The organism is Sinomonas albida (assembly GCF_004919045.1).
GTDB classification, from domain to species: Bacteria; Actinomycetota; Actinomycetes; order Actinomycetales; family Micrococcaceae; genus Sinomonas; species Sinomonas albida.
The window spans coordinates 86725-111703 of the sequence record NZ_SWDW01000012.1 but is presented as its reverse complement, the minus strand read 5'-3'; the positions used below and the strand labels follow the sequence as shown (position 1 = coordinate 111703).

Below are 24979 nucleotides of genomic sequence, written 5' to 3'. Positions count from 1 at the left end.
ACATGATGTACCTCGTTCACCGCTTGGAGACCAGAGCTCGCTAGATCTCCGCGGCGCGGTACGCGGCGATGAGCGACGGCGCGTCACCGCGCCATGGTGCGCCGTGGCCAGGAATGATCCAGTCGACATCCAGTCCGGCCAACTTCTCGATCGACGACGACGATCCCGCCTGATCGTCGGTGAACGGCGCCGGCTGGGGGCCTTCCACGCCCGTCAGAACGTGGCGCGTGGTCAGCTCGTCGCCGACGAACACCGCACGTACGGCCGGAAAGTAGACGGCGACACTTCCGGGCGAATGGCCCGGCATGGCGACGATCCGCGGCGAACCGGGCAGCGGCAGGACGTCGCCGTCGTGGACCGGCAAGACCTCCCGCAGCGGCGGGATGCGCAGGGCGCCCTTGGAGATCGCGTAAGCGAAGAACCGAATCGTCGGGCCGAGCCGCCGTGGATCCTTTGGCGTGGCTGGCGGCTTGGCACCCTTCGCCCGGTCAGCGTCTTCTGCGCCGATGTAGACCGGGATGTTGAGCTCGCTCCTCAGGCGTTCGGCGAACCCGATGTGGTCGCTGTCGCCGTGGGTGAGGACGATTCCCTTGATATCGGTGATCGGGCGCCCAATTGCCTTCAGTTCATTCATGAGGTCCCGGTAGTGCCCGGGCAGACCTGCGTCGACGAGAGTTATGCCGTCGTCGGCGACGATGAGGTGGGCAGCGACGATGTCGTTGCCGATGCGGCGAAGTTGCGCGGCGAGTTCCATGAAGGCTACGATAGTTAGCCATCGATAGGAGGTCAAGATGCCCGCTCCAGAAAAGACCACCCAAGGGGCCATCGTGGCGGCCGGACGTGAACTCGTGGAACGACGCGGCCTGGGCGGGCTCACCATGCAGGCCGTCGCTGAACGGGTCGGAGTCAGAGCGCCGTCGCTCTACAAGCGAGTGCGCAACCGCGGCGAACTCGTCGACCTCGTGGTCGGGTCGGTCATCGAGGACCTGGCTCGTGAACTGCGGGACGCAATCAATGGCATCGAAGACCCGCGCGAGCAGCTGGCGTGCGCCGCAACAGCCCTGCGCTCCTTCGGCCACGAAAGACCGGAGAGCTACGGGCTCGTGTTCGGGCTCGCGCAGGAAGCGAGTGAGCCCACCCGCGCGGCCCGTGATCGCGCCGTCGCCCCCATTCTCTCGGCCTGCTCGGCACTCGTCGGTGACCAGCATGCACTCGATGCCGCGCGGCTCGTCACCGCGTGGGCCAACGGCTTCATCACGATGGAGCTGGCCGAGTCCTTCCAGATGGGCGGGGACGTCGACCGCGCCTGGGCCTGGGGCCTCGATCGAGTCGTCCGAGCCCTGTGACGGCTGACCTCCGGCACCGCTTCGCCCATTCGGGAGGACCCGATTCAGGAAGACCGATCCCCCAGCGCGGCGTATCGTCGGAGCATGTGCCGGAACATTCACACGCTCCATAACTTCGAGCCAGCAGCAACCTCGGACGAGGTCCACGCAGCCGCCCTGCAGTACGTGCGCAAGATTGCGGGCACCACGAAACCGTCGAAGGCGAACCAAGCGGCGTTCGAGCAAGCTGTGCACGAGATCGCGCACATCACGCAGCACCTCCTCGACGACCTGGTCGCCACGACGCCGCCGAAGAACCGCGAGGAAGAAGCAGCAAAGGCCCACGCTCGAGCCGTGCGCTCGGGGCGCTACGCCACGGCCTAGTTCCCTTCAGGCAGGGGTTCCCTTCACGCAGGCCACTCCCCCACGACGCCGGGCGCACAGAATTCCTCGCCGGCTCGCTGGACTTCTCGGGGTGATGAAGGGATCCGTCTCGCGGGCCGCGGAGACAGCCAGCGCCCGGTAGCCGGTGGACTTGGTACCGACTCCCGGGCGCACGCACGCCTCTCAAGCACTTCCATCATCCTCGCGGGCGGCTGCAAGTACCACCATCGCCCGCCGCGGATCGCGTCAGGCGCCCACGTAGGCGGCCAGGTGCTCCCCCGTCAGCGTCGACTTCGCGGCAACAAGCTCGGCCGGCGTGCCCTCGAAGACGATCCGGCCGCCGTCGTGCCCGGCGCCGGGACCAAGATCGATGATCCAGTCGGCATGCGCCATGACCGCCTGGTGGTGCTCGATCACGATGACGGACTTCCCGGAATCGACGAGCCGGTCAAGCATGCCGAGCAGCTGCTCGACGTCCGCGAGGTGGAGGCCGCTCGTCGGCTCGTCGAGCACGTAGACCCCGCCCTGCTCGCCCATCTGGTTGGCCAGCTTGAGCCGCTGCCGCTCGCCGCCGGAGAGAGTGGTCAGGGGCTGGCCGAGACTCACGTAGCCGAGCCCCACGTCCTCCATCCGCGCGAGGATCGCGGCGGCGGCGGCCGTCTTCGCCTCGCCCTTGGAGAAGAACGCATGCGCCTCGGAGACCGGCAGGTCGAGCACCTCCGCGATGTTCAGACCGCCGAAGCGAAGCTCGAGCACCTCGGCCTGGAAGCGCTTGCCGCCGCAGTCCTCGCACGGGGTCGCCACCGTCTCCATGAAGCCAAGCTCGGTAAAGATCATGCCGTTGCCGTTACATGTGGGGCAGGCGCCTTCCGAGTTGGCCGAAAAGAGCGCAGGCTTGACGGCGTTGGCCTTCGCAAACGCCTTCCGGATGGGCTCGAGCAGACCCGTGTACGTCGCCGGGTTGCTTCGCCGCGACCCGCGGATTGCTGTCTGGTCGATCGCGACGACGCCTTCGCGCTTCGAGACGGACCCGTGGATGAGCGAGCTCTTGCCCGAGCCAGCCACCCCCGTCACCGCGACGAGCACGCCAAGGGGAATGTCGACGTCGACCGCCTGCAGATTGTGGGTGCTCGCTCCGCGCACCGCGAGGTTCCCGGTCGGCGTGCGGACGGCTTCCTTCACGGAGACGCGGTCCTCGATGTGCCGGCCCGTGATGGTGTCGCTTCCCCGCAGACCGTCGACCGTTCCTTCGAAGCAGATCGTGCCGCCGCCCGAGCCGGCCCCGGGGCCGAGGTCGACGACGTGGTCGGCGATGGCGATCATCTCCGGCTTGTGCTCGACGACGAGCACCGTGTTGCCCTTGTCCCGCAGGCGAAGCAGCAGCTCGTTCATCCGCTGGATGTCATGGGGATGCAGCCCGATGGTCGGCTCGTCGAAGACGTAGGTCACGTCGGTGAGCGACGAGCCCAGGTGGCGGAGCATCTTGATGCGCTGCGACTCACCACCCGAAAGCGTCCCGGACGGACGGTCCAGCGAAAGGTATCCGAGCCCGAGCTCGACGAACGCGTCGAGGTTCTCCCCGAGGGCGTTGAGGAGCGGAGCCACCGAGGGCTCCCTGAGCCCGCGGATCCACGCGGCAAGGTCCGTGATCTGCATCGTGCAGGCGTCCGCGATGGTGATGCCGTCAATCTTCGACGAACGAGCCCCCTCGCTGAGCCGCGTGCCCCCGCACTCGGGGCACGTCGCGAACGTCGCGAGACGCTCCACGAAAGCCCGGATGTGTGGCTGAAGCGCGTCGATGTCCTTGCTCAGCATCGACTTGCGGATCTTGGGGATCAGTCCCTCGTAGGTGACGTTGATCCCCTTCGCCCTGATCTTGGTCGGCTCCTTGTGGAGGAACTCGCGGAGCTCTTTCTCCGTGTAGTCGCGGATCGGCTTGTCTGGGTCGACGAAGCCGGACTCGCTGAACGTGCGGACCATCCAACCGTCGGCGGTGTAGCCGGGAACCAGGATCGCACCTTCGTTGAGGGACTTCGTCTCGTCGTAGAGCTGCGTGAGATCGATGTCGGAGACCGTGCCCCGCCCCTCGCACCGCGGGCACATGCCTCCGTGGTAGATGGCCTCGCGCACGATCGTCTTCTCCCCCGTCGCGCTCGTCATGACCCCACTGGCCTTGCGCGTCGGGACGTTGAACGAGAAGGCCGTCGGGGGGCCGACATACGGCGAGCCGAGGCGGCTGAAGAGCACCCGCAGGATGGCGTTGGCGTCGGTCACGGTGCCGACCGTAGAGCGGGCGTTGGCGCCCATCCGCTCCTGGTCCACGATGATCGCCGTCGTCAGGCCTTCGAGGACGTCGACGTCGGGCCTCGCGAGGGACGGCATGAACCCCTGGAGGAACGCGCTGTAGGTCTCGTTGATCATGCGCTGGGACTCGGCGGCGATCGTGTCGAAGACCAGCGAGCTCTTCCCAGAGCCCGAGACGCCGGTGAACACCGTGAGCCGGCGCTTCGGAATCTCGATGCTGACGTCTTTGAGGTTGTTCTCACGTGCGCCGTGCACTCGGATCAGGTCGTGGCTGTCGGCGACGTGCGGCGTGGTCCGCTTGGCGTCCGCACTCGTGGCCATGCTCATCGTCTCTCCCTCTGCCGGGGCCGGACGGCCCTCGCGGTCTTCAGGGCCGCCAGCCCGACCTGGTCAGCCTAGGCCAGCACGGGTTCGGGCACCCCTACGCGATCATGCTAGGCGCAGGTACTGAGGTGGGGCTTCTTGAATCCTGACTGGCTCGCCGTTTCGCTGCGCCCGGGCCGGTAGGCTGAGGAGATGGTCGAGGTTGCCTCCGTCACAGATTGGCTCATCGATTCGGATCCTGCGCTGCGCTGGCAGGTGGAGCGCGACCTCCTCGGCGCGCCGGAAGAGGTGTGGGCGGCGACGCGACGGCGCGTTGCCTCCGAGGGCTTCGGAGCGCGGCTCCTCGCGCTTCAGGATCAGGACGGCCAGTGGGCGGGCGGCTCGTTCTTCCCGGCGGACTTCGACTTCCATGGCCCGGAGGCGGCCGACGGCGCCGGGCAGCCTTGGACTGCCACGACCTGGACGCTCAACTCGCTTCGGGAGTGGGGACTCGACCCCTCGTTCCTCGCGGGCACGGCCGAGAAGCTCGACGCGAACAGCCGGTGGGACTACAACGGCCTCCCGTATTGGGGCGGCGAAGTCGATTGCTGCATCAACGCCTACACGCTCGCGAACGGCGCATGGCTCGGCGCCGACGTCTCGTCGATTGCCCAGTGGTTCCTTGACCATCAGATGGACGAGGGCGGGTGGAACTGCGAGTGGGTCGAGGGATCGAGGCGCTCCTCGTTCCATTCGACGCTCAACGCGCTCAAGGGCATTCTCTCGTTCGAGGCCGCCACGGGCGGGAACGCGGATCTGAGCGAGGCGCGTCGAGGCGCCGAGGAATACCTCTTGCGACGCCGGCTTCTCCACCGGCAGACGACGGGCGAGCTCGTGGCACCATGGGTCACGACGTTCGCCTACCCCTTCCGTTGGAAGTACAGCGCGCTCAATGCGGTCGACTACTTCCGCGCTGCCTCGCTCTACAGCGGCGCCGCGCCGGATCCACGGGTGGAGGAAGCCATCAACGTCATCCGGTCGGCGCGCCGAGAGGACGGCACCTGGCTGCAGGAGGCGCGTCACCCCGGGCGGGTCTGGTTCGAGGTCGATGTCCAGCCCGGCGAACCTTCCAAATGGCTCACTTTCTACGGCACGCGGGCCCTGGCCTGGTGGGACGAGGCGCGGGAGGCCGCTCAGGCCGGGTCGCCGGCTACGGCGGCGTCTGCGCGGGAAGGAAGCGCCAGTGCAGAATTCTGAGCCGGTCCGGGTCGGCATCATCGGGGCCGCGTGGCGGGGCCAGTATTTCCTGCAGCTCGCGCGCCGATTCCCGCGCGAGCTCGAGCTCGTCGGCGTCGTCGCGCGGCGCGAGGAGGTGCGCCGCGAGGTCGCCGAGCGCTGGAACGTCCCGGTCTACGCGTCGGCCGATGAGCTTATCAGCGCGGCGGCCCCGGAATTCGTGGTCACGAGCGTGAGCTGGGACGCCAATCCGGCCCAGATCGAGGCGGCTGTCGCGCGGGGCGTCGCGGTTCTCTCCGAGACCCCGCCGGCACCAGACCTGAGCGGGCTCCGGCGGCTGTGGGAGCGGGTGGGCCCGTCAGGCCTCGTCCAGGTCGCCGAGCAGTACATGCACATGCCCACCCACGCGGCCCGGCTTGCCGCCGTGCGTCGTGGGCTCATCGGCGAGCTGAGCTCCGTCCAGGTCTCCTCGACGCATCTCTACCACGCGGCGAGCATCATCAGATCGTTCCTCGGCGTGGGCTTCGAGCCGGCAACTGTGAGCGCGCGCAAGTTCGCGGGACCCCTGGTCAACCCGAGCGACCGCGGCGGATGGACGCATGACCTCGAACCGCGGATGGCGACCACCACGATCGGCACCCTCGAATTCGAGAGCGGGCGGAGCGCCCTCTACGACTTCACGGACAACCAGTCGCGCAACCACCTGCGTTCCCGACGCCTCGTGCTGCGCGGCAGCACGGGGGAAATCAGCAACGATCGCCTCGTGAGGATCGTTGACGCCGAGACGATCCTGGAGTCGCGCATCGAGCGCCACCAATCGGGCTACGAGCTCGACCACGAGGGCTTCGACACCGCGCACCTGAGCCTCGACGGCGAGGTCCTCTGGCGCAATCCGTTCTTCGGCCTCCGTTTCAATGACGAGGACATCGCGATGTCCTCGATCCTGCTCGCGACCGCAGAGTGGATCCGAGGATTCGGCCCGGCGCCCTATCCGCTTGCCGAGGCCGCGCAGGATCACGTGCTCGGCCTGGCGATCGAGCGCTCGGCTGCCGAGCAGTCGATGGTCACGACGGCGGCCGAGGCCTGGTCGCTGAGCTAGCCGGCCGGCCTACGGCGTACAGGCAGCGCCAGGGCCACAAGGCACGCGACAATGAGACCCATGCCGGCCCAGCCGAACCATGGGAGGCGCTCGCCGACGACGACGACCGCCAAGACCGCGGCGACCACGGGCTCGGCCAGCGAGACGGTCGTGGCGGTGCTCGACGCGACCCGGCTGAGGCCCCAGCCGAACAGCAGATAGCCAACGAACATGGGCACCGCCGCGAGGTAGGCGCCGACGGCGAGATTGGTCCACGAGTCGAGGAACGGCCGGCCCACACCGACGAGCACGGCCAGCAGGACGACCGCGGCGACCGCGAACGTGGCCCCGACCGACGCGCGGGACGGGACGCCGAGGCGCATGAGCCGATGCGACGTCCATGAGTAGCCCGCATACGTCGAGGCGGCGAGCACGCCGAGGAGCACGCCGGCCGCCGTCTGGGCGGACTCGCCTCCTCCGCCGCCTCCCCGAGCGAAGCTCAGCAGGACCGCGCCGACGACGCCGAGGGTCGCGCCCGCCGCCCACTGCGGCGTGAGCCGCCGGCCGTCGAGGAACCGCTCGAGCACTGCGGACGCCACGGGAGCGCCGCCAATCGAGACGGCCGTACCGATCGCCACGCCAGCCAGGCGCATCGAAGTGTAGAAGGCCACGGAGTACAGGGCGACGGCGGCACCGCCGACGATGACGAGCGGCCATGAGGCGGCAAGGAGCCGAGAGCTCGAGGCGATCTGCGGCGCCGAAGTTGCCGCGAGGAGAAGTCCGCCGACACCCATCGACGCCGCCCCCATCGCGAGGGGACTCACCGATCCAGCGAGCGCGGAGGCAGTCCCGGTGGTTCCCCACAGGATGGACGCGAGCAGGACACACGCAATCCCGAGCGAGTGGCCCTCGCTCCGATCGTTGACGCCGGAATCCACCACGTCACCATTTAACGGCACAGGGTGCCGTTGGCCAGCACGAGGCCAGACCGGCGCCCACCTCGCCGGGCTACGCCTTGACGACGGCGGAGCGCGCGAGCACTTTGCCCGTCGAGTCGAGCGCCTCGGCGGCGACATGCTGTGCGGTGGCGACGGCGGCCGTCGTCTCGAACCCCGTGCGCTTGACCACGACGGACTCCGCGAGCGAGGCCGCGTCGTCGCTCGTCAGGAAGCGCCAGCTCGCCACCTCGGTCGCGCCGTTCCAGCTCGCGTAGACCTGCATCGTCGAGCCGTTCCCGGGGAGGACGGCCACGTCCGGCAAGGTGTCCGGGGCGGCAGTCCACACCTCCCTGTAGACGCGGTAGGAACCGCCACCGATGCTCGTGGCCTCGAACACGGCATTGCCCGCGGCGTCGAACTCGGTCGCGGACGGATCCGAGCCCCAGCCCACGAAGTAATGGCCGTTGTCGAGGAACTGCACGTTCCCCATCGCATTGCCGCGGTGCCCGCCCCTCGCGAGCTCAAGCTTGACGGCCGCTGTCCGCTTCTTCTCGTCGACCGTGAGGAGCAGGCCGCGTGAGGTCCCGACAGTGCCGTCCTTGTAGTGGTTGTCGAACATGCTGATGACCCCATCCGGCCGCTGCCGCACGTCGTGCTGCCATGCGAAGGCGCCCTCGGCGGGGATGGCGAAGTCGCTCTGCTTCCCGCCAAGCCGCCACACCACCGCGCCCGACGTGTTCACGAGGTAGATGGTGTGGGTGTGCCGGAACGAGATGAGGTATCCGTCGGAGCGCAGATCGACGGCGTTGACGTGATAGCGGTCGAACGCCTTCGCCGCAGTGCTTCCGTCCGCCGTGGAGTCGTCGGAGGGCTTGACGTAGCTCTCGTCGAGCGGGATCTGGTCCGAGGCCTTCCAGTCGAACAGGACCCTCCCCGTGGCCACGTCCACCTCCTGGACGTGGCAGTCGTACATGTAGTCCTTCGTGCTCCCACCCAGCGGGGAGAGGTCGACCTGCACGGTCGGGTAGGCGGTGAGGAGGGCGGTGCCGTTGGCCGTGAGACGGAATTCGTGCAGGTCCGCTCTGAGGCCGCCGCCCGCGGAGACCTCGGCGATGGTCCTGTAGCTCGTGTCCTTGACGATTCCCGTGCCCTCGCCGTGGCCGCCGATCCCCTTGCCGCTCCAGTAGGTGAGGACCGGTTTCCCCTGGTACTGCTGGACCTTGAGGTCGGTGACGCCCGCGCCCGTCGGCTCCATCCACACCGGGTGGCCGGCGTTGTCCATGATGAGCCCATTGGAGCCGTGGCCCATGGGTCCCGCGAACACGAGCCCGGCTGCGGTCGCCCCCGAGGACCACACGTCGACGTGGGGCGTCGTCAGCTTCGTGCTGACGAAGGTCCTGTCCGGCGGCGGGCTGCCGGCCGTCGCGCCGGCGGAGGGGGTCGCGCTCGGTGTGGCCGCGGAGGCGCTCGGCGGGAGCGGGAAGATGCTGGACCGCGCGACTCCTGCGCCCGCCACCGCCCCGAAGACCGCAAGACCCGCACCCTGAAGAAAACGCCGACGGCTCACCTTTCCCATGAAACTGAGGCTAGACACGAACCCTGTGCCGGCGGATTCGCCTAACTGTAGGTTCCCTGAGAGCGGCCCGGGTAGCGGCTTGTGGCTCAGCCGATGAGGGCCGCGCCGGCGAGGCCGACGGCGCCGACCACCGCCGTCGAGCAGGCGGCAAGGGCTAGCGTCCGCCCGCCCCGCCGCAGCAGAACGCCCAGCCGCACGCCCGCACCAAGGGCGAGCATCGCCGTCGTCAGCAGGAAGCTCTGGACCCACGACGCCGCGCCGAGCACCTCCGTCGGCACGGGCACAGCGCTGCGCAGTATCGCCATCAGCAGGAAGCCGACCACGAAGAGGGGAACGATCGGCGGCCGCTTGGCGCCCGCAAGCGCGCCACTGCGCCGGCGCCGCCACGAGAGCACGGCGGCAACGGGCGCGAGCATGAGCACGCGCGCGAGCTTGACCGTGACGGCGACCGCGAGCGCCCCTCCACCGATGATCCCGCCGGCGGCGACGACCTGCGCGACCTCGTGGATGGAGGCGCCGGCCCAGATGGCCGCGACGTGCGGCGCGAGGCCGAAGACGCCGGCGAGGAGCGGGAGAACGGGGATCATGGCCGTGCCGAACAGGACCACAAGAGCCACGGCGGTGACCGTCTCCTCTTCGTCGGCGTCGACGATCGACTCCACCCCCGCCACGGCGGCCGCGCCGCACACGGAGAAGCCGCACGCAATGAGCAGGGCCTGCCGCGCCGGTACTCCAAGGGCCCGCCCGACCCCGATCGTTGCCACGATGCCAGTCGCCACGACAGCTGCGGCGAGGACCGGAATCCCCCAGCCGAGCGCCGCCAGGTCGCGCAGAGACAGCTGGAGGCCCAGCACCACGATCCCGAGCCGGAGCGGGACCCGCGCGGCGACTGCGAGGCCAGCCGCGAGACGGTCCGGGAGCAGGCCGAAGTTGCGGGCCGCGAGGCCCAGCACGATTCCCACGAGCAGCGGGCTGAGACCTGGGACAAACGCTGCGATCACGAGGGCAGCCACAGCCCCCAGCGCCGCGATGGCGAGCCCGGGCCCGAGACTCCGGAACCCCGCAAGATGGCTCGCGGCCGACGAGCTGGGACGCGGAGGCGCTGGGATCGTGTGTTCTGGGGCTGCCATGCTTCCATGCTTCCGTGCGCCGCCTCTGCGCAGTAGACGGCAATCCGGCATGGAGTCATATGCTGGCGATATGGCTGTTCGGGACTGGGATCTGAGGCATTACCGTCTCCTTGCTGCGCTCGCGGCGCGGGGCAGCATCGGTGCCGCCGCGCGGGAGACGGGCATGGCCCAGCCGAACGCGTCGCGGCTCCTGGAGCAGATGGAGGCCTCGGCAGGCTTCGCCCTCGCGCGGCGCACGCCCCGAGGCACGGAGCTGACTGATCGGGGTCGAGTCATCGCTGGCCTCGCGGCGGAGGTCCTCGAGGCGGCGGACAGCGTGACCCGCGCCGTCGACGCCCTCGAGCGGGACAGGGGCACCCTTCACGTGTGCGCGAGCATGACGGTTGCCGAGCACCTCATGCCGCAGTGGCTCGCGGCGGCCCAGCAGCGCCTGCCCGGCATGAGCGTCACGCTCGACGTCGGCAACTCCGACGAGGTCTTCGACCGTCTCCGCTCCGGCGCCGCAGACCTGGGCTTCGTCGAGGGCCCAACGGTGCAGACCGGCTTCCGCTATCTCGAGGTGGCCCGCGACGAGCTCGTGGTCATCGTGCGCCCGGACCATCCGTGGGCGAACGACGGCGACGTGCCCCCCCGACGAGGTCGCGGCGGCCGGGCTTGTGGTGCGGGAGCCGGGGTCCGGGACGCGGCAGACTGCCGACCTTGCGCTGGCGCCGTACGGTGCCGGGCATCGCTTCGAGGTGGGGAGCAACGCGGCCCTCGCGGCGAGCGTCGCCGCGGGACTCGGCCCGGGAGTCGTGAGCCGGCTCGCGGTTCAGCTCGCACTGCGCAGCGGGCGACTCTCCGAGGCGCGGACGCCAGGGCTCCGGCTCGCGCGCGTGCTGCGGGCGGTGTGGTCTGCGTCGGCACCCCTTCCGCGATCGGCGGAGGACTTCCTCGGCATCGTCACCCACGCGGGCTAGCGCGCAGTAGCCTAACCTCATGGGTCCGCGTCCGCGCGCCGGTCGGATCGCCGCAGGTCTGATCGCCGTCGGCCTGGCCAGCGCGCTGGCCGCGTGCTCGCCGGGTGCCGCGACGCCGCCTAGCCTCCCGCCGTCGTCGTCCGTCTCCCCCACCGCGGCGGGGCCGGTCTCCGCCGTCGTCGACCAGTTCCGCGACGGCTACGCGAGCGGAACGATCGTCCTGCAGCTTGATGACACGGCCTCGGCGCCCATGACCGTGGTCCGCGCGGAGCTCGTGGACGCCCGCTTCGTGGACGGTACCGCCTGGAGCGGGAGCGAGGAGCTCTCCCCCGGCCTCGCGATCAGCCTCCCGGCGCAGACGACGGCGCCGCGCTGCGACCACGCGGACGACGGCGCGCCCGCCGTCCGCGTGACCCTCGCCGACGGCTCGCTCCACACCGTGGCGGCATCGGACCCGCATGTCGTGCTGCCGCGGATCCACGCCGACGCGTGCTTCGCAGAGCGCGTGTCCGCCGTCGTCACGCTCCGATTCTCGGATGCGCTCTCCCCCGGCTCCGCCCCCGGCACCGCGGTCCTCACGCTCAACCAGGGTGCCGCGCAGCCCTCCACGACGAGCCGCTCCACTGCGGGACCCGCCCAGGCGACGCTCGTCTCCGTGGCCAACACGACCCTCCTCGACGAGGACCCGTCGGCCCCGTGGCCGCGCGAAGTGAGCCTCTCGGCGGGCGGGCCGCCGCTGCGGGTGACCGTGCGGCCCGCTCGCTGCGATCCGCACGCCGTCGCCGAGGACAAGGTCGGGACCCTCATCCCGCTCACCGTTCGCCTCGGGTCCGCGACAGGCACGGTCAAAGTGGCGGCATCGTCGACCCTGCGCGCCGAGATCTACGCGTTTGTGGCCCGATCCTGCGGCTGGACGCCTGCGCCGTGAACAGGACCGAGCCGCGGAGGGCCGGCGCGGGCGGAGCGTCGCCCGCGCCCTAGGCTGTCACCATGAGTCCCGCATCGCCCAGCCGCTGGTCCCCCGCACGCCTCATGGAGGCCGCCGCGGAGATCGTCGCGGCGGAGAGCCTCCCCGAGATCGTCCAGGCCGGGCATCCGGTGCTGCGCACGCAGGCGCTGCCATTCGACGGACAGCTCGATGCGGCCCTGCTCGCGGCGCTCATCGAGGTCATGCGACGCACCATGCACGCGGCGCCGGGCGTTGGCCTCGCCGCCCCGCAGATCGGCCTCCCGCTGCGCCTCGCGGTGCTCGAGGACACCTGGGCAGCCGATCACGATGTGGCGCTGGCCCGCGAGCGCGCTCCGCTCCCGTTCTTCGCCGTCATCAACCCCACCTACCTTCCGCTCGGCGAAGAGCGGTCCGCCTTCTACGAGGGATGCCTCTCGGTCCGCGGGTACACCGCGGTGGTGCGGCGGCCGTCGCGGGTCGAGGCCCGGTGGACGGCGCCAGACGGCTCGGCGCGGAGGGCGGAGTTCTCCGGCTGGCAGGCCCGGATCGTCCAGCACGAGACAGACCACCTCGGCGGCACCCTCTACGTGGACCGCGCCGAGCTCCGGTCGCTGTGCAGCAACGAGGAGTACTCGGCGCGGTGGTCGCATCCGACGCCCGAGGCCGCAGCCCGAGAACTGGGATTCTAAGGGCCGGGCCGCGGCGGCAGGCCCCTCGGAGGTCCTAGCCTTCCGCGGGTGCGGGGTTGGCCTCGGTCGGAAGGTGGCGCGACCACCACCGCAGGATGTGCTCGAACCGCTGCTTCCGGTGGTGGGGCGTTCCGGCCCGGGACAGCTCGTGGTTCTCGCCGGGGAACACCAGGAGCTCCGTCTCGACGCCGCGGAGCCGCAATGCCGTGTAGTAGCGCTGCGCCTGCTCGATCGGGCAGCGCCAGTCTTCCTCGGAGTGGACCACGAGGGTCGGCGTGGTGACGTTGTCGACGAAGGCCATGGGGCTCTGGGACTGCATCGCCTCGACGTCCCAGCCCGTGTACTCGCCGGGGAAGAACCAGCCGATATCGGACGAGCCGATGAAGCTCACCGGGTCGAGGAAGCCGCGCTCGACGATCGCCGCGCGGAAGCGGTGGTCGTGCGCGATGGTCCAGGCGGTCAGGTAGCCGCCGTAGGAGCCGCCCATGACGCCCAGCCGTTCGCGGTCCAGTTCCGGGAACTCGGCGAGGGCCGAGTCCACAAAGCCGAGAACGTCTTCGAGGTCGACGCTTCCCATGCGGCCCTTGATGGCCCTCCCGTGGTCCTCTCCGTATCCGGCCGCCCCGCGGGGATTGCACATGAGCACCGCGTAGCCCGCTCCGGCATAGACCTGGGCCTCGTCGAACCACGCGCCGGTGTACTGGGCGAACGGGCCGCCATGGATGTTCAGCAGCACGGGGAACGGGCCGGTGCCCTGAGGCAGCACGAGCCACCCGTGGACGGGCGTCCCGTCGGCGCTCTTGCCGGTGAATTCCCGGGGCACGAGCGGGGCTGCCGCCTCGCGGAGCGGGGCCGCGAAGTCGGTGAGGCGTTCCGGTGCACCCTCCCGGACCGCGGCGAGTTCGCCCGGCGTCGTCGCGTCAGCGAACGCAAGGACGACGGCGCCGCCCGCCGAGTCCGCGCCGGTCACCACCCGATCGTCCCCGACGAGGACCTCCCGGCCACCGCCGGGGGCGAACGCCACGAGCCGAGCCGTGCCGCGCCGTCGTCCGATCGCGAGGGCGCGACCGTCGGCCCCGACCCGAAGCGCCGCCGGTGCCTCGCCGAAGTCGTCGTCCGGATCGCTGACCCGCACAGTCGAGCCGGCTTCGAAATCGTGCCAGAACATGTGGGTGCTCCAGCCCACGAAGTCCGTGCCGGACTCCCCCAGAGTCGACGCGAGGACGAAGAGACCAGATCCGTCCGCCGCCTCGCGCACGGCCCGGACCGAGGCCGCGTCCGGCGTCCCGAGCTCGATCGGTGCGCTTCCGCCGCCGTCCACGGCCGTCCGGACCACGCGGGATCCGAGGGTGTCGACGTCCGCAGGGTCGAATTGCGACACCGTGTACACCCACTGGCCGTCCGAGGAGAACGAGGGGAGCGAGTGATCCACCGCGGTCGTCGTCAGCTGGCGGGCCTCGGGAAGGCCAGTCTCGCGCTCGTCGGCCGGAGTCTCGGCCTCGGCCGCCTTCGCGCGGCCCTTCGCGCTCACGAACGGCTCGTCGTTGCCGTTCGGAAGGTCCAGGACGAAGAGCTGCGAGCGCTGGTCGCCCGTGTACCCGGGCCCGTTGACCCGGTAGTTGAGATGAGTTACGAGCCGCGGGTCCTCGGCGCGGGGGCCCACCCCGTCCATGCTTCCGTAGCGCCCCGCCTCGGGTTCGCGCGACGTGAACGCGATCCGGTTGCCCTCGGGCGACCACGCGAACTGCTCGACGCCGAGGAGCCGGTTGGTCAGGACGCGCGGCTCGCCGCCCTGCGCTTCCACGAGGCACAGCTGGGGCCGGCCCTCCGGAGTTGCCCGGAGGAACGCGAGCCACCGCCCGTCGGGCGAGTATCGCGGCGCCGTGTCACGGAACCCGCGCGTGAGGCGCCGGGGTGCAGCACCGCCGTCGAGCGGCACCTCCCACAGCTGGCCGACGGGTGCATCGGCGCGGAAGTCGGGACGTGTCGCCGCGACGACGCAGCGGGCGCCGGATGGGTGCACGGTCGGGGCGGACAGGGAGACAACGGTGTCGAGGTGCGTGGGCTTCACGCCGTGAAGCCTAGCCCTCGCCGCCACGGCTAGCATGGAGGCCATGCCCTTTCCCGCCCAGGACCTTCTGCGCTGCCCCGTGTGCGAGGGCCCGTGGGACGCGGCGCGGAGCAGCGAGCGCTCGCTCGTGTGCGTGGGCGGCCACCGTTTCGACGCGGCGCGCCAGGGCTACGTCAACTTCCTCACGGGACGCGGAACGCGGTTCGTGCCCGACACCGCGGACATGGTGGCGGCGCGGGACCGCTTCCTGTCTGCGGGCCACTACGCGCCGATCGCCGCCGCTCTTGCGGACGCCGCTGCGGGAGTGTTGGCCGCGCCTCCAGCGAACGACGGCGGCACTCACCGCGCCGCCCGGCCCGGCCCCCGCGCCGTGCTCGACGCTGGAGCCGGCACGGGGTACTACCTGTCGGCGGTCCTGGAGCGGGCGGTGGGGTCGCCCGCCGTCGCCCTCGATCTCTCGCCCCACGCCCTGAGGCGCGCCGCGAAACTGCCGAGGACGGCGGCCATCGTGTGGGACCTCTGGCGGCCCCTCCCCCTCCGGGACGCATGTGTGGACGTCGTGCTCGACGTCTTCGCCCCGCGGAACCTGCCGGAATTCGCGCGGGTCCTGCGGCCCGGCGGGCTCCTGTGCGTGGTCACGCCACTCCCGGAGCACCTGGCCGAGCTGCGCGGCGCGCTGCCACTGCTTGAGGTGCCTGCCGGGAAGGTCCATGAGGTCGCTCGCGCCGCGGCCCAGGACTTCGAGGCCGTCGCGGCGAGGCCGGTGAGGATCCCCCTCGAGCTCGACGAGGAATCGGCGGCTGACGTGGCCCTCATGGGTCCAGCCGGCCACCACTCGTCCCGGGAGGCCGTGTTGGCCGGACTGACCCGCGGCACGATCCACGCGACGGCCGCCGTGGAACTCAGCGTGCTGCGTCGGCGCTGATCGGGACCACGGGGCCAGAGCCCGCGGCGGGCACGATTCGGCGCCGTCCCAGCTCGACCCGGAGCAGCCTGACCGCGAGCTGGATGAGCGGGCCGATGGCGAAGGCGAAGACCGCCGTGCCCACGCCCACGGTCCCGCCGAGGAGCCATCCGATGGCGGTGACGCTGAGCTCGATCCCGCTGCGGACCACCCACACGGGCCATCCAGTGCGGGCCACGAGCCCCGTCATGAGGCCGTCGCGGGGCCCTGGCCCGAGTCCCGCGCCGATGTACAGCGCGGACGCGAACGCGAGCAGCGCGAGACCCGCGCCGAGGAAGAGGGCCTCGGCAGCTGGACCCCACACGGGCAGCGAGCTCGCGGGCGGGAGCACGGCGAGGCCGAAGTCGGCGAACACGCCGATGAGCGCGGCATTGGAGAGCGTCCCCCAGCCGGGCCTCTGGCGCAGGGGAATCCAGAGGAGCAGCACGGCGAGGCTGATGGCGATCGTCGAGGTCCCGAACGTGAGGCCCAGGGTTCGTGCCACGCCCTGCCCGAAGACGTCCCACGGCGAGCCGCCGAGGCCCGCGCGCAGGATGAGCGCGATGGCGATCCCGTACGCGAAGAGTCCGAGGTAGAGGCGCACAAGGCGGACCGATATCCGCCGGCTGGTGAGAAAACGCTGCATGGAGTAAAGATTCGCCCAAAGTGGAATGCTCAAAAAGGTCCAATTCGGACATAATGGCCTCATGACCTCCATCACGGCCACGCGATTGGCCACGATACTCGGTCCGTGGCGGAGCCAGAGCCCCGCGTACGCTGCACTCGCGGACCGGATCCGCCTTGTGGCCCTCGACGGAAGACTGGCCCATGGCACCCGGATGCCCGCCGAGCGCGACCTCGCCGCAGCGCTGGGCCTGAGCCGGACGACCGTGGCCGCGGCCTACGCGCGGCTGCGCGACGCGGGGTCCCTCGAGAGCCGCCGCGGGTCCGGCAGCTTCGTCTCGCTCGGCACGCGCCCCGCCGCGGACGCCGCGGTCGACGGGATCGCGCTCGACTTCACGAAGGCCGCCATGCCCGCGGCCGGGCCGGTCGCCGCCTGCTTCGCGGCCGCCGCCGCGCTCATCGGCCCCGAGCTCTCGCGATCGGGCTACGAGATCACCGGCCATCCGGCCCTGCGGGGGGCTGTCGCCGCGCACTTCGCCCGGCGTGGCGTCCCGACCGATCCGGAACAGATCCTCGTGACGTCCGGTGCGCAGCATGCCATCGCCCTCCTCACGAGGGTCCTCGCCACGCCCGGAGATCGCGCCCTCATCGAGCAGCCCACTTATCCCCATGCGATCGACGCGCTCCAGGCAGCCAAGGCCCGGCCCGTGCCCGTGCCGGTGGACGTGGAGGGCGCGTGGGACCTGGCCGAAGCCGAAGCAGCGATGCGGGATGCAACGCCCTCGCTCGGCTACGTCATGCCGGACTTCCAGAACCCGACCGGCGCGAGCCTCAGCGAAGACGAGCGCGGACGCCTCGCCCGCGCAGCCGACCGCCACGGCACGGTGCTCATCGCCGACGAGACGACCATGTGGCTCGACCTCCGCCGCGGACCGCGCCGGCCGCTCGCCGCGTACTCCCCCGCCGTCGTCACCGTCGGGGGGCTCGGCAAGCTCGCGTGGGGCGGACTCCGGGTCGGATGGATCCGCGCGAGCCGATCGCTCGTGGCGCGCCTTGCCCAGTCGCGCACGAGCATGGACCTCGGCACCCCGGTGTTCGAACAACTCGTCGCGGTCGAGCTCCTGGCGCGGGAGCGCGACCTCGTCGCCGAGCGGCGGACTCGGCTCGCCGATGGCCTCGCTGCGATGCGGGAGGGCCTCGCCGAACAGTTCCCGCAGTGGACCGTCCCGGATCCGGACGGCGGGCTGGCACTCTGGCTCGACTGCTCGCCATGGTCGTCCTCCGAGTTGGTCCTCGGTGCCCGCGAGGAGGGACTTGCCCTCACCGCCGGACCGCGCTTCGGGCTCAACGGAGCCTTCGAAGGCCGGCTCCGCCTCCCGTTCACTGACTCCCCAGAGTCGATCCGGGCCGCCGTCGGGGCGCTGCGGAGGGCCGCCGACAGGCACGCGAGCGGTCCTCTGGCCGAACCTCTCGTCGCGGTCTGACGAGGTACAACGCCCCGTTGCCGAGTTGTTGTCCACAGGCCCCCTACGAGGGGGTCAGCTGGGCTAGGGTAGTGGAAAGAATGGGGTTGGAGGGCCCGAATGGACTGGATCGCACATAACGCGTGGATGCTGTGGCTGGTTCTGGCCCTCGTGCTCGGCGGGATCGAGATGGTCAGCCTCAGCCTCGTTTTCGCCATGCTCAGCGGTGGCGCCCTCGCGGCTTTCGTCGCCGCGCTCCTCGGGGGACCAGCGTGGCTCCAGGGCCTCGTGTTCGCCCTGGTCTCGGTCGGCATGATCGCGTTCGTCCGCCCCATCGCGATGCGTCACATGCGCTTGGGCATCGAGGACGTGCGGACCAACGTCGATCGGCTCGTCGGAGCGCGGGCCACCGTGATGGAGCCTGTCGACAGCAGAAACGGCCTCGTGAAGATCGGAGGCGACGTGTGGACAGCCCGCGCCGAGCGGGGCGAGTTCCTCCCAGGAGACGTAGTCCAAGTCGTCGCCATCGAGGGGGCGACGGCCGTCGTCGCGCCAAGCGGCGAGACCTCACCATATCGGAGCTGACGGCCCAACCCAGAGGCCGCCGCAAGAACATCAGGGGGTAATCATGGATGCAGGTGGAGTTCTCCTCCTCGTCGTTGTCATAGCGCTGGTCCTGTTCGTCATGACCGTGCTCGTCCGGGCGGTGCGCATCATTCCGCAGGCCCGCGCCGGCGTCGTCGAACGCCTCGGGAAGTACCAGCGCACGCTGGCCCCGGGCCTCACCCTGCTCATCCCCTTCGTCGACCGGCTCCTGCCGCTCCTCGACCTCCGCGAGCAGGTCGTCTCGTTCCCGCCCCAGCCGGTCATCACCTCGGACAACCTCGTCGTGTCGATCGACACCGTCGTGTACTTCCAGGTCACTGATCCCCGCGCCGCGACGTACGAGATCGCCAACTACATCCAAGCCGTCGAGCAGCTCACCATCACCACTCTCCGCAACGTGGTCGGCGGGCTCAACCTCGAGGAGGCCCTGACCTCGCGAGACCAGATCAACGGTCAGCTGCGGGGCGTCCTCGATGAGGCCACCGGGCGATGGGGGCTGCGCGTCTCCCGCGTCGAGCTCAAGGCGATCGAGCCGCCGCACTCGATCCAGGATTCGATGGAGAAGCAGATGCGTGCCGAGCGTGATCGGCGCGCCGCGATCCTGACCGCGGAGGGCACCAAGCAGTCGGCGATCCTCACGGCAGAGGGCGAGCGGCAGTCGCAGATCCTCAAGGCTGAAGGCCAGGCGAAGGCAGCGGTCCTCAAGGCAGACGGTGAGTCGCAGGCCATCCAGAAGGTCTTCGACGCGATCCATCGCGGGAACCCGGACAACAAGCTTCTCGCCTACCAGTACCTCCAGACACTCCCCAAGATCGCCGAAGGCAATTCCAACAAGCTCTGGATCATCCCGAGCGAGGTCGGCGAGGCGCTCAAGGGCATTGGCGGCGCGCTCGGCAGCGCGGGCCAGGCCTTCGCCGCAGCCGGCGGCGGCGCTCCCGCTACGCCCGAGCGCACGGACGACGGCGTTGCCCCCGCGAGCGAGCTCGTCGCCGAGGCTTCCCCGAGTGCGGACAGGCTCGAGCAGGACGCGCGGGAGTTCGAAGAGGAGGCGGGGCGGCCGTCTGAGCTCGATGCTGAGGCCCAAGGCATCCTCGAACATCACCTACGTCGCGGCAGGTCCGACGACACCTCGGCATGACGGCCCCTCACGACGCCCGCCCGAGCGCCTATAATGGAAAGTCCGCCCGGGAACACGCACGCGTCCGCGGGCGTTGAGATGTGCGTCGGGCCCGAAAGGTCCGGACCGCAGAACGCGAGGGAGTAGATAATGAGCGACCGCAGCCTGCGCGGCATGCGCCTGGGTGCACAGTCCATGGAAAGCGAGGCGGGCGTCGAGCCGGCGCCTCGCCAGCGCGTCGAGTACCGCTGCGAGGACGGCGAGCAGGTCTTCGTGACTTTCTCCTCCGAGGCGGAGATCCCTCCTGTCTGGACGTCGAAGACGGGCAAAGAGGCTTTCCTCGTCGACGGCGAGCGTCCGTCGGAGGGCGCGGAGAAGGCCGTGCGCACGCACTGGGACATGCTCCTGGAGCGTCGCAGCATCCCCGAGCTTGAGCAGATCCTCGAGGATCGCCTCACGCTGCTGCGCGAGAAGCGCGGCGAGCGCGCGGGAGCCTAGCGCAACCAGAGAGTGGAAAGGGCGGGAACCGCAAGGTTCCCGCCCTTTCCCGTCTCGTCAGAGCACCATCCCCGGGACGGCCAGATGAATCGGGCCGCGGAAGGTCTCCGCGGCGTCCGTGACGGCCTGCGCGCCTATTGCCGGGTCGGACAGATGCGTGATGACGAGTTGCCGGGCGCGCGCTTCCGTTGCGAGGCCGCCCGCGAGCCGTGCGGTGAGGTGCCCGTGGCCGACCAGCGACTCCTCGTCCGCGTCGAGATAGGTCGCTTCGCAGACGAACACGTCGGCGTCGCGGGCGGCATCTACCACGCCCTGGCAGTAGCCGGTGTCGGACGAGAAGGCGACCACCTGACCGCGATCCGTCTCGAACCGCAATGCGGCCGAGGGAACGCTGTGGTGCGCGGCGTAGGCCCTGAATCGAAGCCCGTCTAACTCGATCCAGGTCTTACCGTCGAGCTCGAGTGGTTGGATCTCCCACGCTTGGAAGATCGGTCGCTCCATGCCCGGCAGGGTCGGAATTCCAAACAGAGAGTCGAACAGCCCGAGCCTGCCCACCTCCTCTCCGGGGACAAACAGCGGGATGCTGGCGAGAGCTCGGGGGAAGGTCCAGCGGTATGCCCATGCCATCAGGTCCAGGCAGTGATCGGCGTGCAGATGGGTCACCACGATCCCGCGGAGTTCGTCGAGGCGGTGCCCGGCCTGCAGGTAGGCAAGGAGGGACCCCGGGCCAGCGTCAACGAGAACATGGCCGCTGCCACTTCGCACAAGGTAGGAAGAGGCTGCGCCCGCGGCCGTCGGCGCAGTCGCGCAGCTGCCGAGAATCTCACAGACCGGCGTCGTCGATTGTTTCGGCTCGGGGCCGGAAGGCCCGATCATGGCGCACCGACAAGGAGGTCGGCGTGTCCAGAGCGCACCGAGACCCTGGCGTGGGTGCCAAGGCGGACACCGAGCGGCAGCCTAGCCACCAGGAGCGTGTCCCCCGCCCGAAGCGTCACCTGCGCGGCATCGCCCACGAACTCCTGATGGACAACTGCAACGTCCAGGGCTGAACCATCGTCGTTCGGTTCGTCGTGGACGGCGAGCGATTCGGCCCGCAGGAGCACCCTGATTCCACGGTGCGCCGAGCGCCGCTGCCGGAGACCCGCAATGGGCACGCGCCACCGCCCGTCGAAGAGGAGCGCGTGTCCGTCCTCGAGCCGCGCGTCCTCAAGCCGTGAACCCCCCAGGAAGTCCGCCACGAAGGCGTCCGCGGGATCGTCCCACAGCTCGCGCGCCGGTCCGAACTGGACTACGGCGCCGTCGCGCAAGACCGCGATCCGCTGTCCCAACGCGAGCGCTTCCTTCTGATCATGGGTGACCAGAAGGGTCGCGCTCTCGGTAGCGGTCAGCACCTGCGCAAGCTCTCGGCGCAGGGCACCGCGCAGCTGGGGGTCCAACGCCGCCATGGGCTCGTCGAGCAGCAGCACTTTCGGTTCGACGGCGAGCGCTCGGGCCAGCGCGACTCGCTGGCGCTGCCCCCCGGAAAGCTGATCGGGATGGCGCTCGCCGAACGCCGTCAAGGACGTGAGCTCGAGCAGGTCGGCTACCCGCTGTCTGCGGCGGAGGGAGGGAATGCGGTGTGCCTTCATTCCGTAGGCCACGTTGGCCGCAACGCTCATGTGCGGGAACAGGGCGTAGTTCTGGGGAACCAGTCCGGCTCCCCGGGCGGCGGGCCGTTCGCGGGTGACATCCCGCCCCCCGATCATGATCTTCCCCTCGCTCACCGGGACGAGCCCCGCTACGGCGCGCAGCATCGAGCTCTTGCCGCATCCCGAGGGGCCGACAACCGCAACCGTCTCCCCCGCAGCGGCGTCGAGCGTCACCCGTCTTGCAGCGGTGGCTGCGCCGTAGCGGATCGTCACGTCCGCGACCGCAAGCCCTGAATGGTCAGTGGCACGTAGAGCCGAAGTCGTCATGGGTCGGTTCTCCTTGTTCTTCGCTGGATCGAGACGATCGCGAGGAGTACGGGGACGATGAAGGCGATGAAGATCACGGTCTGGGCCGAGGCGAGTTCAAGGCGTCCGGTCGAGTAGGCGTCGAAGAGGGCAAACGGAACCGTCGGTGTGGCCGGCGGGTTCACAAAGAAGCTGATGTTGAATTCGCCGAATGAGAGGGCGAACACCATTGCGGCCGACTGCGCTATGGCGAGCCCGCACGCTGGCACCGTGATGGTCCTGATGACGAGGGCGGATCCGGCTCCGAGACTCGCTGCGACCTCCTCGGCGGCTCGGAGGCTCTCATCCGCGAGCACCGGAACCAGGGCGGCGAGGGTAAAGGGCAAGGTCAGGACCACGTGCGCCATCACGAGGAGAAGTCCGCTTGGTCTCAGAGCCGGGAAGGTCCCGACCAGTGCCACGCTGAGCGCGATCCCTGGGACAGCGAGCGGAACGTTGACCAGATAGCCGACCGCGCGGCTCACAAGCGATCGGCTCCGCGCAATGCGCCACGCGATCACGCCTCCGAGGAGCAGATTGATCCCGACCACGAGCGTCGCGACTCCCAAGCTTCGCGCAACCGCCGGCGCCAGCGGTGCCCACGCGTACCCAAGCCAGTCCAAGGTGACGCCGCGACCCCACGGGCCCTGCGAGAAGTCGACACTCGTCGCGGCGAGTGCCGTCCCAGCAATCGGCATGACCACAAACAGTCCTACGAGCACGCGAATCATCCTGCTCATGCCCTGCTCACCGCCCACCTCGAAAATCGTGAAAGCACCCGCCCCGAGACGATAGAGAGCACGGCGATGGCCGCCAGAAGAACCGCGAGCGTCGACGAGTCCGCGAGCCTGTAGCCAGTCGTCAGCTCGTTGACCACGTTGAGGGGCAAGAGCCTCACGCCGGCCGAAAGCGTCGCGACGGTGCCGTAGCCGCCGAGCGCGACCGCGGTCGCGGTTGCGCAGGCCTCGATGATTGCGGGCAGGAGGATGGGGAGGGTGATGGTTGCAAACACGCGCAGCCGCGATGCACCGAGTGTGCCCGCGCATTCGGCGAGCGCGGGATCGAGCGATGCGGCCGCGGCGCGCAGCGGTCCCAGCACGCGCGGAAGGCTGAAATACACGTAGGCGATGAGCATTCCGCCGAAGAGGTAGGCCACGCCGGAGAAGCCGTTCCAGACGAGGGCCAGGAGTCCGGTTCGCCCGACGAGCACGATGGCGAAGAAGCCGATGATGATTCCGGGCAGAGCGATGGGCGCAGTCAGGATCGCGTGCTCGACGACGGCCACGACTCCTTCGCGGCCGCGCCGGCGCGGCCTGGCACGGCGCAGCACTATGGGAAGGACCACCGCGAGACAGATGGCAACGCTTCCGAGGGAGATCATGGCTGAATTGCCAAGCGCGACGTGAACCGATCCCGACGTGATGGCCTGTTCGTAGTGCTTGAGCGTGAATCCGTCGTCTGACCGCACAGCGCCCAGGCCCACAGAGTTTGCAACCAGCACCCCGACCGGGTAGACGCTGAAGATGAGAATGGGCGCAAGCGAGACGAGAAGGGCCACGTGTCCGGCCAGCGCGCCGCTCGACTGAGCGCCGCGCTGGCCGGAGGCCGAGATCCTCGACACTAGAACCCGACCTTGTCCTGGTAGAGCTTGATGAAGTCCTGTTGCACCTTCCCCTGTTTCGCGTAGTCGATCGTCACCGCGCGGCGGTAATCGGAGTCGGGAAGGACCTTGGCGGCGATCTCAGCCGGAACGCTTCCGACGACTGGTCGCATGTAGCCCTTGGCGAAGAGAGCCTGGCCTTCCTCGGAGAAGTAGAAGTCGAGAAGCGCTTGACCGTTGGCCTTGTGGGGCGCGCCTGCCACCAGACCGACGATGTAAGGAATCTGCAGCGACCCCTCCTTGGGGATCACTACCTCGACATTGGCTCCCGTGTCGCGCAGTTTGTAGCCGTTGAAGTCCGTATCGATGAGGATCGGAATCTCACCCTGAGCGACCTTGGCGGTCGCCGTCTGCGCGGAGGTGGACGCTCCGTTCCGCTTGAGCGCCGCGAGGTAGTCGAGGCCCGGTCCCCAGTTGTCAAGGGAGCCGCCGAGGGCGATGTTCGCCGCCGTCGCCACCGAGTAACCGACCGCGGCCTGCGTCGGGTCCAGATAGCCGACCTTCCCCTTGTACTTCGGATCGAGGAGATCGTTCCACCCCGTCGGAACGGAAGCGCCGCCCAGATGGTCCTTGTTCACGATGAAAGCGACTGTGCCCGTGTGGATGGCCTCCCAGAGGCCCGAAGGACCGCGCAGGTCTGCCGGAACGCGGTCGGAGCCGGAAGGAACATACTTCTGGAGGACATCGGCTGTTGCCAGCTGGCCTGCGAACGCGATCCCCGCGTAGGCAACGTCTGCCACAGGTGCCCCCTTCTCTGCCTGCAGGGCAGCGAGCGCTTGACCAGAGTTCTTGGGATCGTTTGGAGCGGCGATGCCGGTCTTCTTCGTGAAGGCAGGGAGGACCTCTCCGAAGTTTCCCCACTGGGCTGGCGAGTTGTAGGTGATCACGATCGAATCCCCCGAGACGGAGGGCCGTGAGCCGCTCGCCTCGGATGGAGCCGTGACATTTCCGCAGGCAGTTAGGACTGTAGTTGTGACAAGAAGGGTGAGGAGCGCCGTGGAAGCGCGTCGCCAAGCCATCATGTGTTCCTCCGTGGTGGGTGCGAGTGAATCCCGGTTGGGTCGGTGCTTAAACCATTCAGCACGCAGTTGTCGACGGAGTGCATCGAGCTGAACTTCAGCCGGAGGGTGGTCAAATTTTGGATTAACCGGCT

General features: G+C 69.6%; 24 protein-coding genes and 1 pseudogene. 13 read left to right on the top strand and 12 right to left on the bottom strand.

What is annotated here, in order from left to right; genetic code table 11:
* Positions 1 to 40 precede the first annotated feature (40 nt).
* Positions 41 to 754, bottom strand: coding sequence for an MBL fold metallo-hydrolase (locus E6A26_RS13130; protein ID WP_136611643.1), 714 nt, complete (start codon positions 752 to 754; stop codon positions 41 to 43).
* Between the two features lie 37 nt (positions 755 to 791).
* Here E6A26_RS13130 and E6A26_RS13125 point away from each other — a divergent pair, with 37 nt between their 5' ends.
* Both E6A26_RS13125 and E6A26_RS13120 read left to right on the top strand, forming a co-directional pair.
* Positions 792 to 1346 carry a TetR/AcrR family transcriptional regulator gene (locus E6A26_RS13125; RefSeq protein ID WP_136611642.1) on the top strand — a complete coding sequence of 185 codons (555 nt, stop codon included), beginning with the start codon at positions 792 to 794 and terminating at the stop codon, positions 1344 to 1346.
* Positions 1347 to 1430: 84 nt separating this feature from the next.
* On the top strand, positions 1431 to 1709 hold the full coding sequence (locus E6A26_RS13120; RefSeq protein WP_136611641.1) for a DUF2277 domain-containing protein: 279 nt from the start codon (positions 1431 to 1433) through the stop codon (positions 1707 to 1709).
* Positions 1710 to 1955: 246 nt separating this feature from the next.
* On the opposite strand, the gene E6A26_RS13115 is transcribed toward E6A26_RS13120, so the two are convergent.
* Positions 1956 to 4340 (bottom strand): ATP-binding cassette domain-containing protein, encoded by a 2385-nt coding sequence (locus E6A26_RS13115; RefSeq protein WP_136611640.1) that lies wholly within the window; start codon positions 4338 to 4340, stop codon positions 1956 to 1958.
* A gap of 189 nt (positions 4341 to 4529) precedes the next feature.
* Here E6A26_RS13115 and E6A26_RS13110 point away from each other — a divergent pair, with 189 nt between their 5' ends.
* Positions 4530 to 5573, top strand: coding sequence for a squalene cyclase (locus tag E6A26_RS13110; protein ID WP_234865474.1), 1044 nt, complete (start codon positions 4530 to 4532; stop codon positions 5571 to 5573).
* Positions 5560 to 6651, top strand: a complete 1092-nt coding sequence (locus tag E6A26_RS13105) for a Gfo/Idh/MocA family protein (RefSeq protein ID WP_234865472.1) — start codon at positions 5560 to 5562, stop codon at positions 6649 to 6651. Before E6A26_RS13110 ends, E6A26_RS13105 begins: the two co-directional genes overlap by 14 nt.
* On the opposite strand, the gene E6A26_RS13100 is transcribed toward E6A26_RS13105, so the two are convergent.
* The 3 genes from E6A26_RS13100 to E6A26_RS13090 all read right to left on the bottom strand — a co-directional run bounded on the left by E6A26_RS13100 (position 6648) and on the right by E6A26_RS13090 (position 10274).
* Complete coding sequence (locus tag E6A26_RS13100; protein WP_234865470.1) at positions 6648 to 7571, bottom strand: DMT family transporter; 924 nt, start codon at positions 7569 to 7571, stop codon at positions 6648 to 6650. The genes E6A26_RS13105 and E6A26_RS13100 overlap by 4 nt on opposite strands.
* A 67-nt stretch (positions 7572 to 7638) precedes the next feature.
* On the bottom strand, positions 7639 to 9144 hold the full coding sequence (locus tag E6A26_RS13095) for an arylsulfotransferase family protein (protein WP_136611637.1): 1506 nt from the start codon (positions 9142 to 9144) through the stop codon (positions 7639 to 7641).
* Between the two features lie 86 nt (positions 9145 to 9230).
* Positions 9231 to 10274, bottom strand: a complete 1044-nt coding sequence (locus tag E6A26_RS13090) for a YeiH family protein (RefSeq protein ID WP_136611636.1) — start codon at positions 10272 to 10274, stop codon at positions 9231 to 9233.
* On the opposite strand from E6A26_RS13090, the pseudogene E6A26_RS18155 reads away from it, so the two are divergent.
* From E6A26_RS18155 to E6A26_RS13075, 4 genes and pseudogenes are all read left to right on the top strand, one after another.
* Positions 10174 to 10851, top strand: a pseudogene (locus E6A26_RS18155) (LysR family transcriptional regulator); the annotation flags it as partial. The gene E6A26_RS13090 and the pseudogene E6A26_RS18155 sit on opposite strands and share 101 nt — an antisense overlap.
* A complete protein-coding gene (locus tag E6A26_RS17650; RefSeq protein ID WP_327407657.1) occupies positions 10826 to 11233 on the top strand; it encodes a LysR substrate-binding domain-containing protein in 408 nt (135 codons plus the stop codon). The pseudogene E6A26_RS18155 and the gene E6A26_RS17650, both read left to right, overlap by 26 nt.
* A 19-nt stretch (positions 11234 to 11252) precedes the next feature.
* Positions 11253 to 12161 (top strand): hypothetical protein, encoded by a 909-nt coding sequence (locus tag E6A26_RS13080; protein WP_136611634.1) that lies wholly within the window; start codon positions 11253 to 11255, stop codon positions 12159 to 12161.
* A gap of 62 nt (positions 12162 to 12223) precedes the next feature.
* Positions 12224 to 12871: a peptide deformylase gene (locus tag E6A26_RS13075; RefSeq protein WP_136611633.1), complete on the top strand. Its 648-nt coding sequence runs from the start codon at positions 12224 to 12226 to the stop codon at positions 12869 to 12871.
* Between the two features lie 34 nt (positions 12872 to 12905).
* On the opposite strand, the gene E6A26_RS13070 is transcribed toward E6A26_RS13075, so the two are convergent.
* A complete protein-coding gene (locus tag E6A26_RS13070; RefSeq protein WP_234865464.1) occupies positions 12906 to 14942 on the bottom strand; it encodes a S9 family peptidase in 2037 nt (678 codons plus the stop codon).
* 43 nt (positions 14943 to 14985) lie between these two features.
* Between E6A26_RS13070 and E6A26_RS13065 the strand changes: the two genes are divergently transcribed.
* On the top strand, positions 14986 to 15867 hold the full coding sequence (locus E6A26_RS13065; RefSeq protein ID WP_136611632.1) for a methyltransferase domain-containing protein: 882 nt from the start codon (positions 14986 to 14988) through the stop codon (positions 15865 to 15867).
* Here the strand turns inward: E6A26_RS13065 and yczE are convergent.
* Complete coding sequence (gene yczE / locus E6A26_RS13060; RefSeq protein WP_136611631.1) at positions 15845 to 16531, bottom strand: membrane protein YczE; 687 nt, start codon at positions 16529 to 16531, stop codon at positions 15845 to 15847. The two genes, E6A26_RS13065 and yczE, sit on opposite strands and share 23 nt — an antisense overlap.
* 61 nt (positions 16532 to 16592) lie before the next feature.
* Here yczE and yczR point away from each other — a divergent pair, with 61 nt between their 5' ends.
* From yczR to E6A26_RS13040, 4 genes are all read left to right on the top strand, one after another.
* A complete protein-coding gene (gene yczR / locus E6A26_RS13055) occupies positions 16593 to 17993 on the top strand; it encodes a MocR-like transcription factor YczR (protein ID WP_234865462.1) in 1401 nt (466 codons plus the stop codon).
* A gap of 99 nt (positions 17994 to 18092) precedes the next feature.
* Positions 18093 to 18557 (top strand): NfeD family protein, encoded by a 465-nt coding sequence (locus E6A26_RS13050; RefSeq protein WP_136611629.1) that lies wholly within the window; start codon positions 18093 to 18095, stop codon positions 18555 to 18557.
* 43 nt (positions 18558 to 18600) lie between these two features.
* Positions 18601 to 19716: an SPFH domain-containing protein gene (locus tag E6A26_RS13045; protein ID WP_234865460.1), complete on the top strand. Its 1116-nt coding sequence runs from the start codon at positions 18601 to 18603 to the stop codon at positions 19714 to 19716.
* A gap of 129 nt (positions 19717 to 19845) precedes the next feature.
* Positions 19846 to 20193 carry an RNA polymerase-binding protein RbpA gene (locus E6A26_RS13040; protein ID WP_136611628.1) on the top strand — a complete coding sequence of 116 codons (348 nt, stop codon included), beginning with the start codon at positions 19846 to 19848 and terminating at the stop codon, positions 20191 to 20193.
* 57 nt (positions 20194 to 20250) lie between these two features.
* On the opposite strand, the gene E6A26_RS13035 is transcribed toward E6A26_RS13040, so the two are convergent.
* The 5 genes from E6A26_RS13035 to E6A26_RS13015 are packed head-to-tail and all read right to left on the bottom strand — an operon-like array spanning position 20251 to position 24713.
* Positions 20251 to 21069: an MBL fold metallo-hydrolase gene (locus E6A26_RS13035; RefSeq protein WP_136611627.1), complete on the bottom strand. Its 819-nt coding sequence runs from the start codon at positions 21067 to 21069 to the stop codon at positions 20251 to 20253.
* A complete protein-coding gene (locus E6A26_RS18150; RefSeq protein WP_136611626.1) occupies positions 21066 to 22148 on the bottom strand; it encodes an ABC transporter ATP-binding protein in 1083 nt (360 codons plus the stop codon). The genes E6A26_RS13035 and E6A26_RS18150 overlap by 4 nt, the downstream gene beginning before the upstream one ends.
* A complete protein-coding gene (locus E6A26_RS13025; RefSeq protein WP_136611625.1) occupies positions 22145 to 22906 on the bottom strand; it encodes an ABC transporter permease in 762 nt (253 codons plus the stop codon). Before E6A26_RS13025 ends, E6A26_RS18150 begins: the two co-directional genes overlap by 4 nt.
* Positions 22903 to 23787 (bottom strand): ABC transporter permease subunit, encoded by an 885-nt coding sequence (locus E6A26_RS13020; RefSeq protein ID WP_211129127.1) that lies wholly within the window; start codon positions 23785 to 23787, stop codon positions 22903 to 22905. The genes E6A26_RS13025 and E6A26_RS13020 overlap by 4 nt, the downstream gene beginning before the upstream one ends.
* Positions 23787 to 24713 carry an extracellular solute-binding protein gene (locus E6A26_RS13015; protein ID WP_211129125.1) on the bottom strand — a complete coding sequence of 309 codons (927 nt, stop codon included), beginning with the start codon at positions 24711 to 24713 and terminating at the stop codon, positions 23787 to 23789. The genes E6A26_RS13020 and E6A26_RS13015 overlap by 1 nt, the downstream gene beginning before the upstream one ends.
* Between the last annotated feature and the right edge of the window lie 266 nt (positions 24714 to 24979).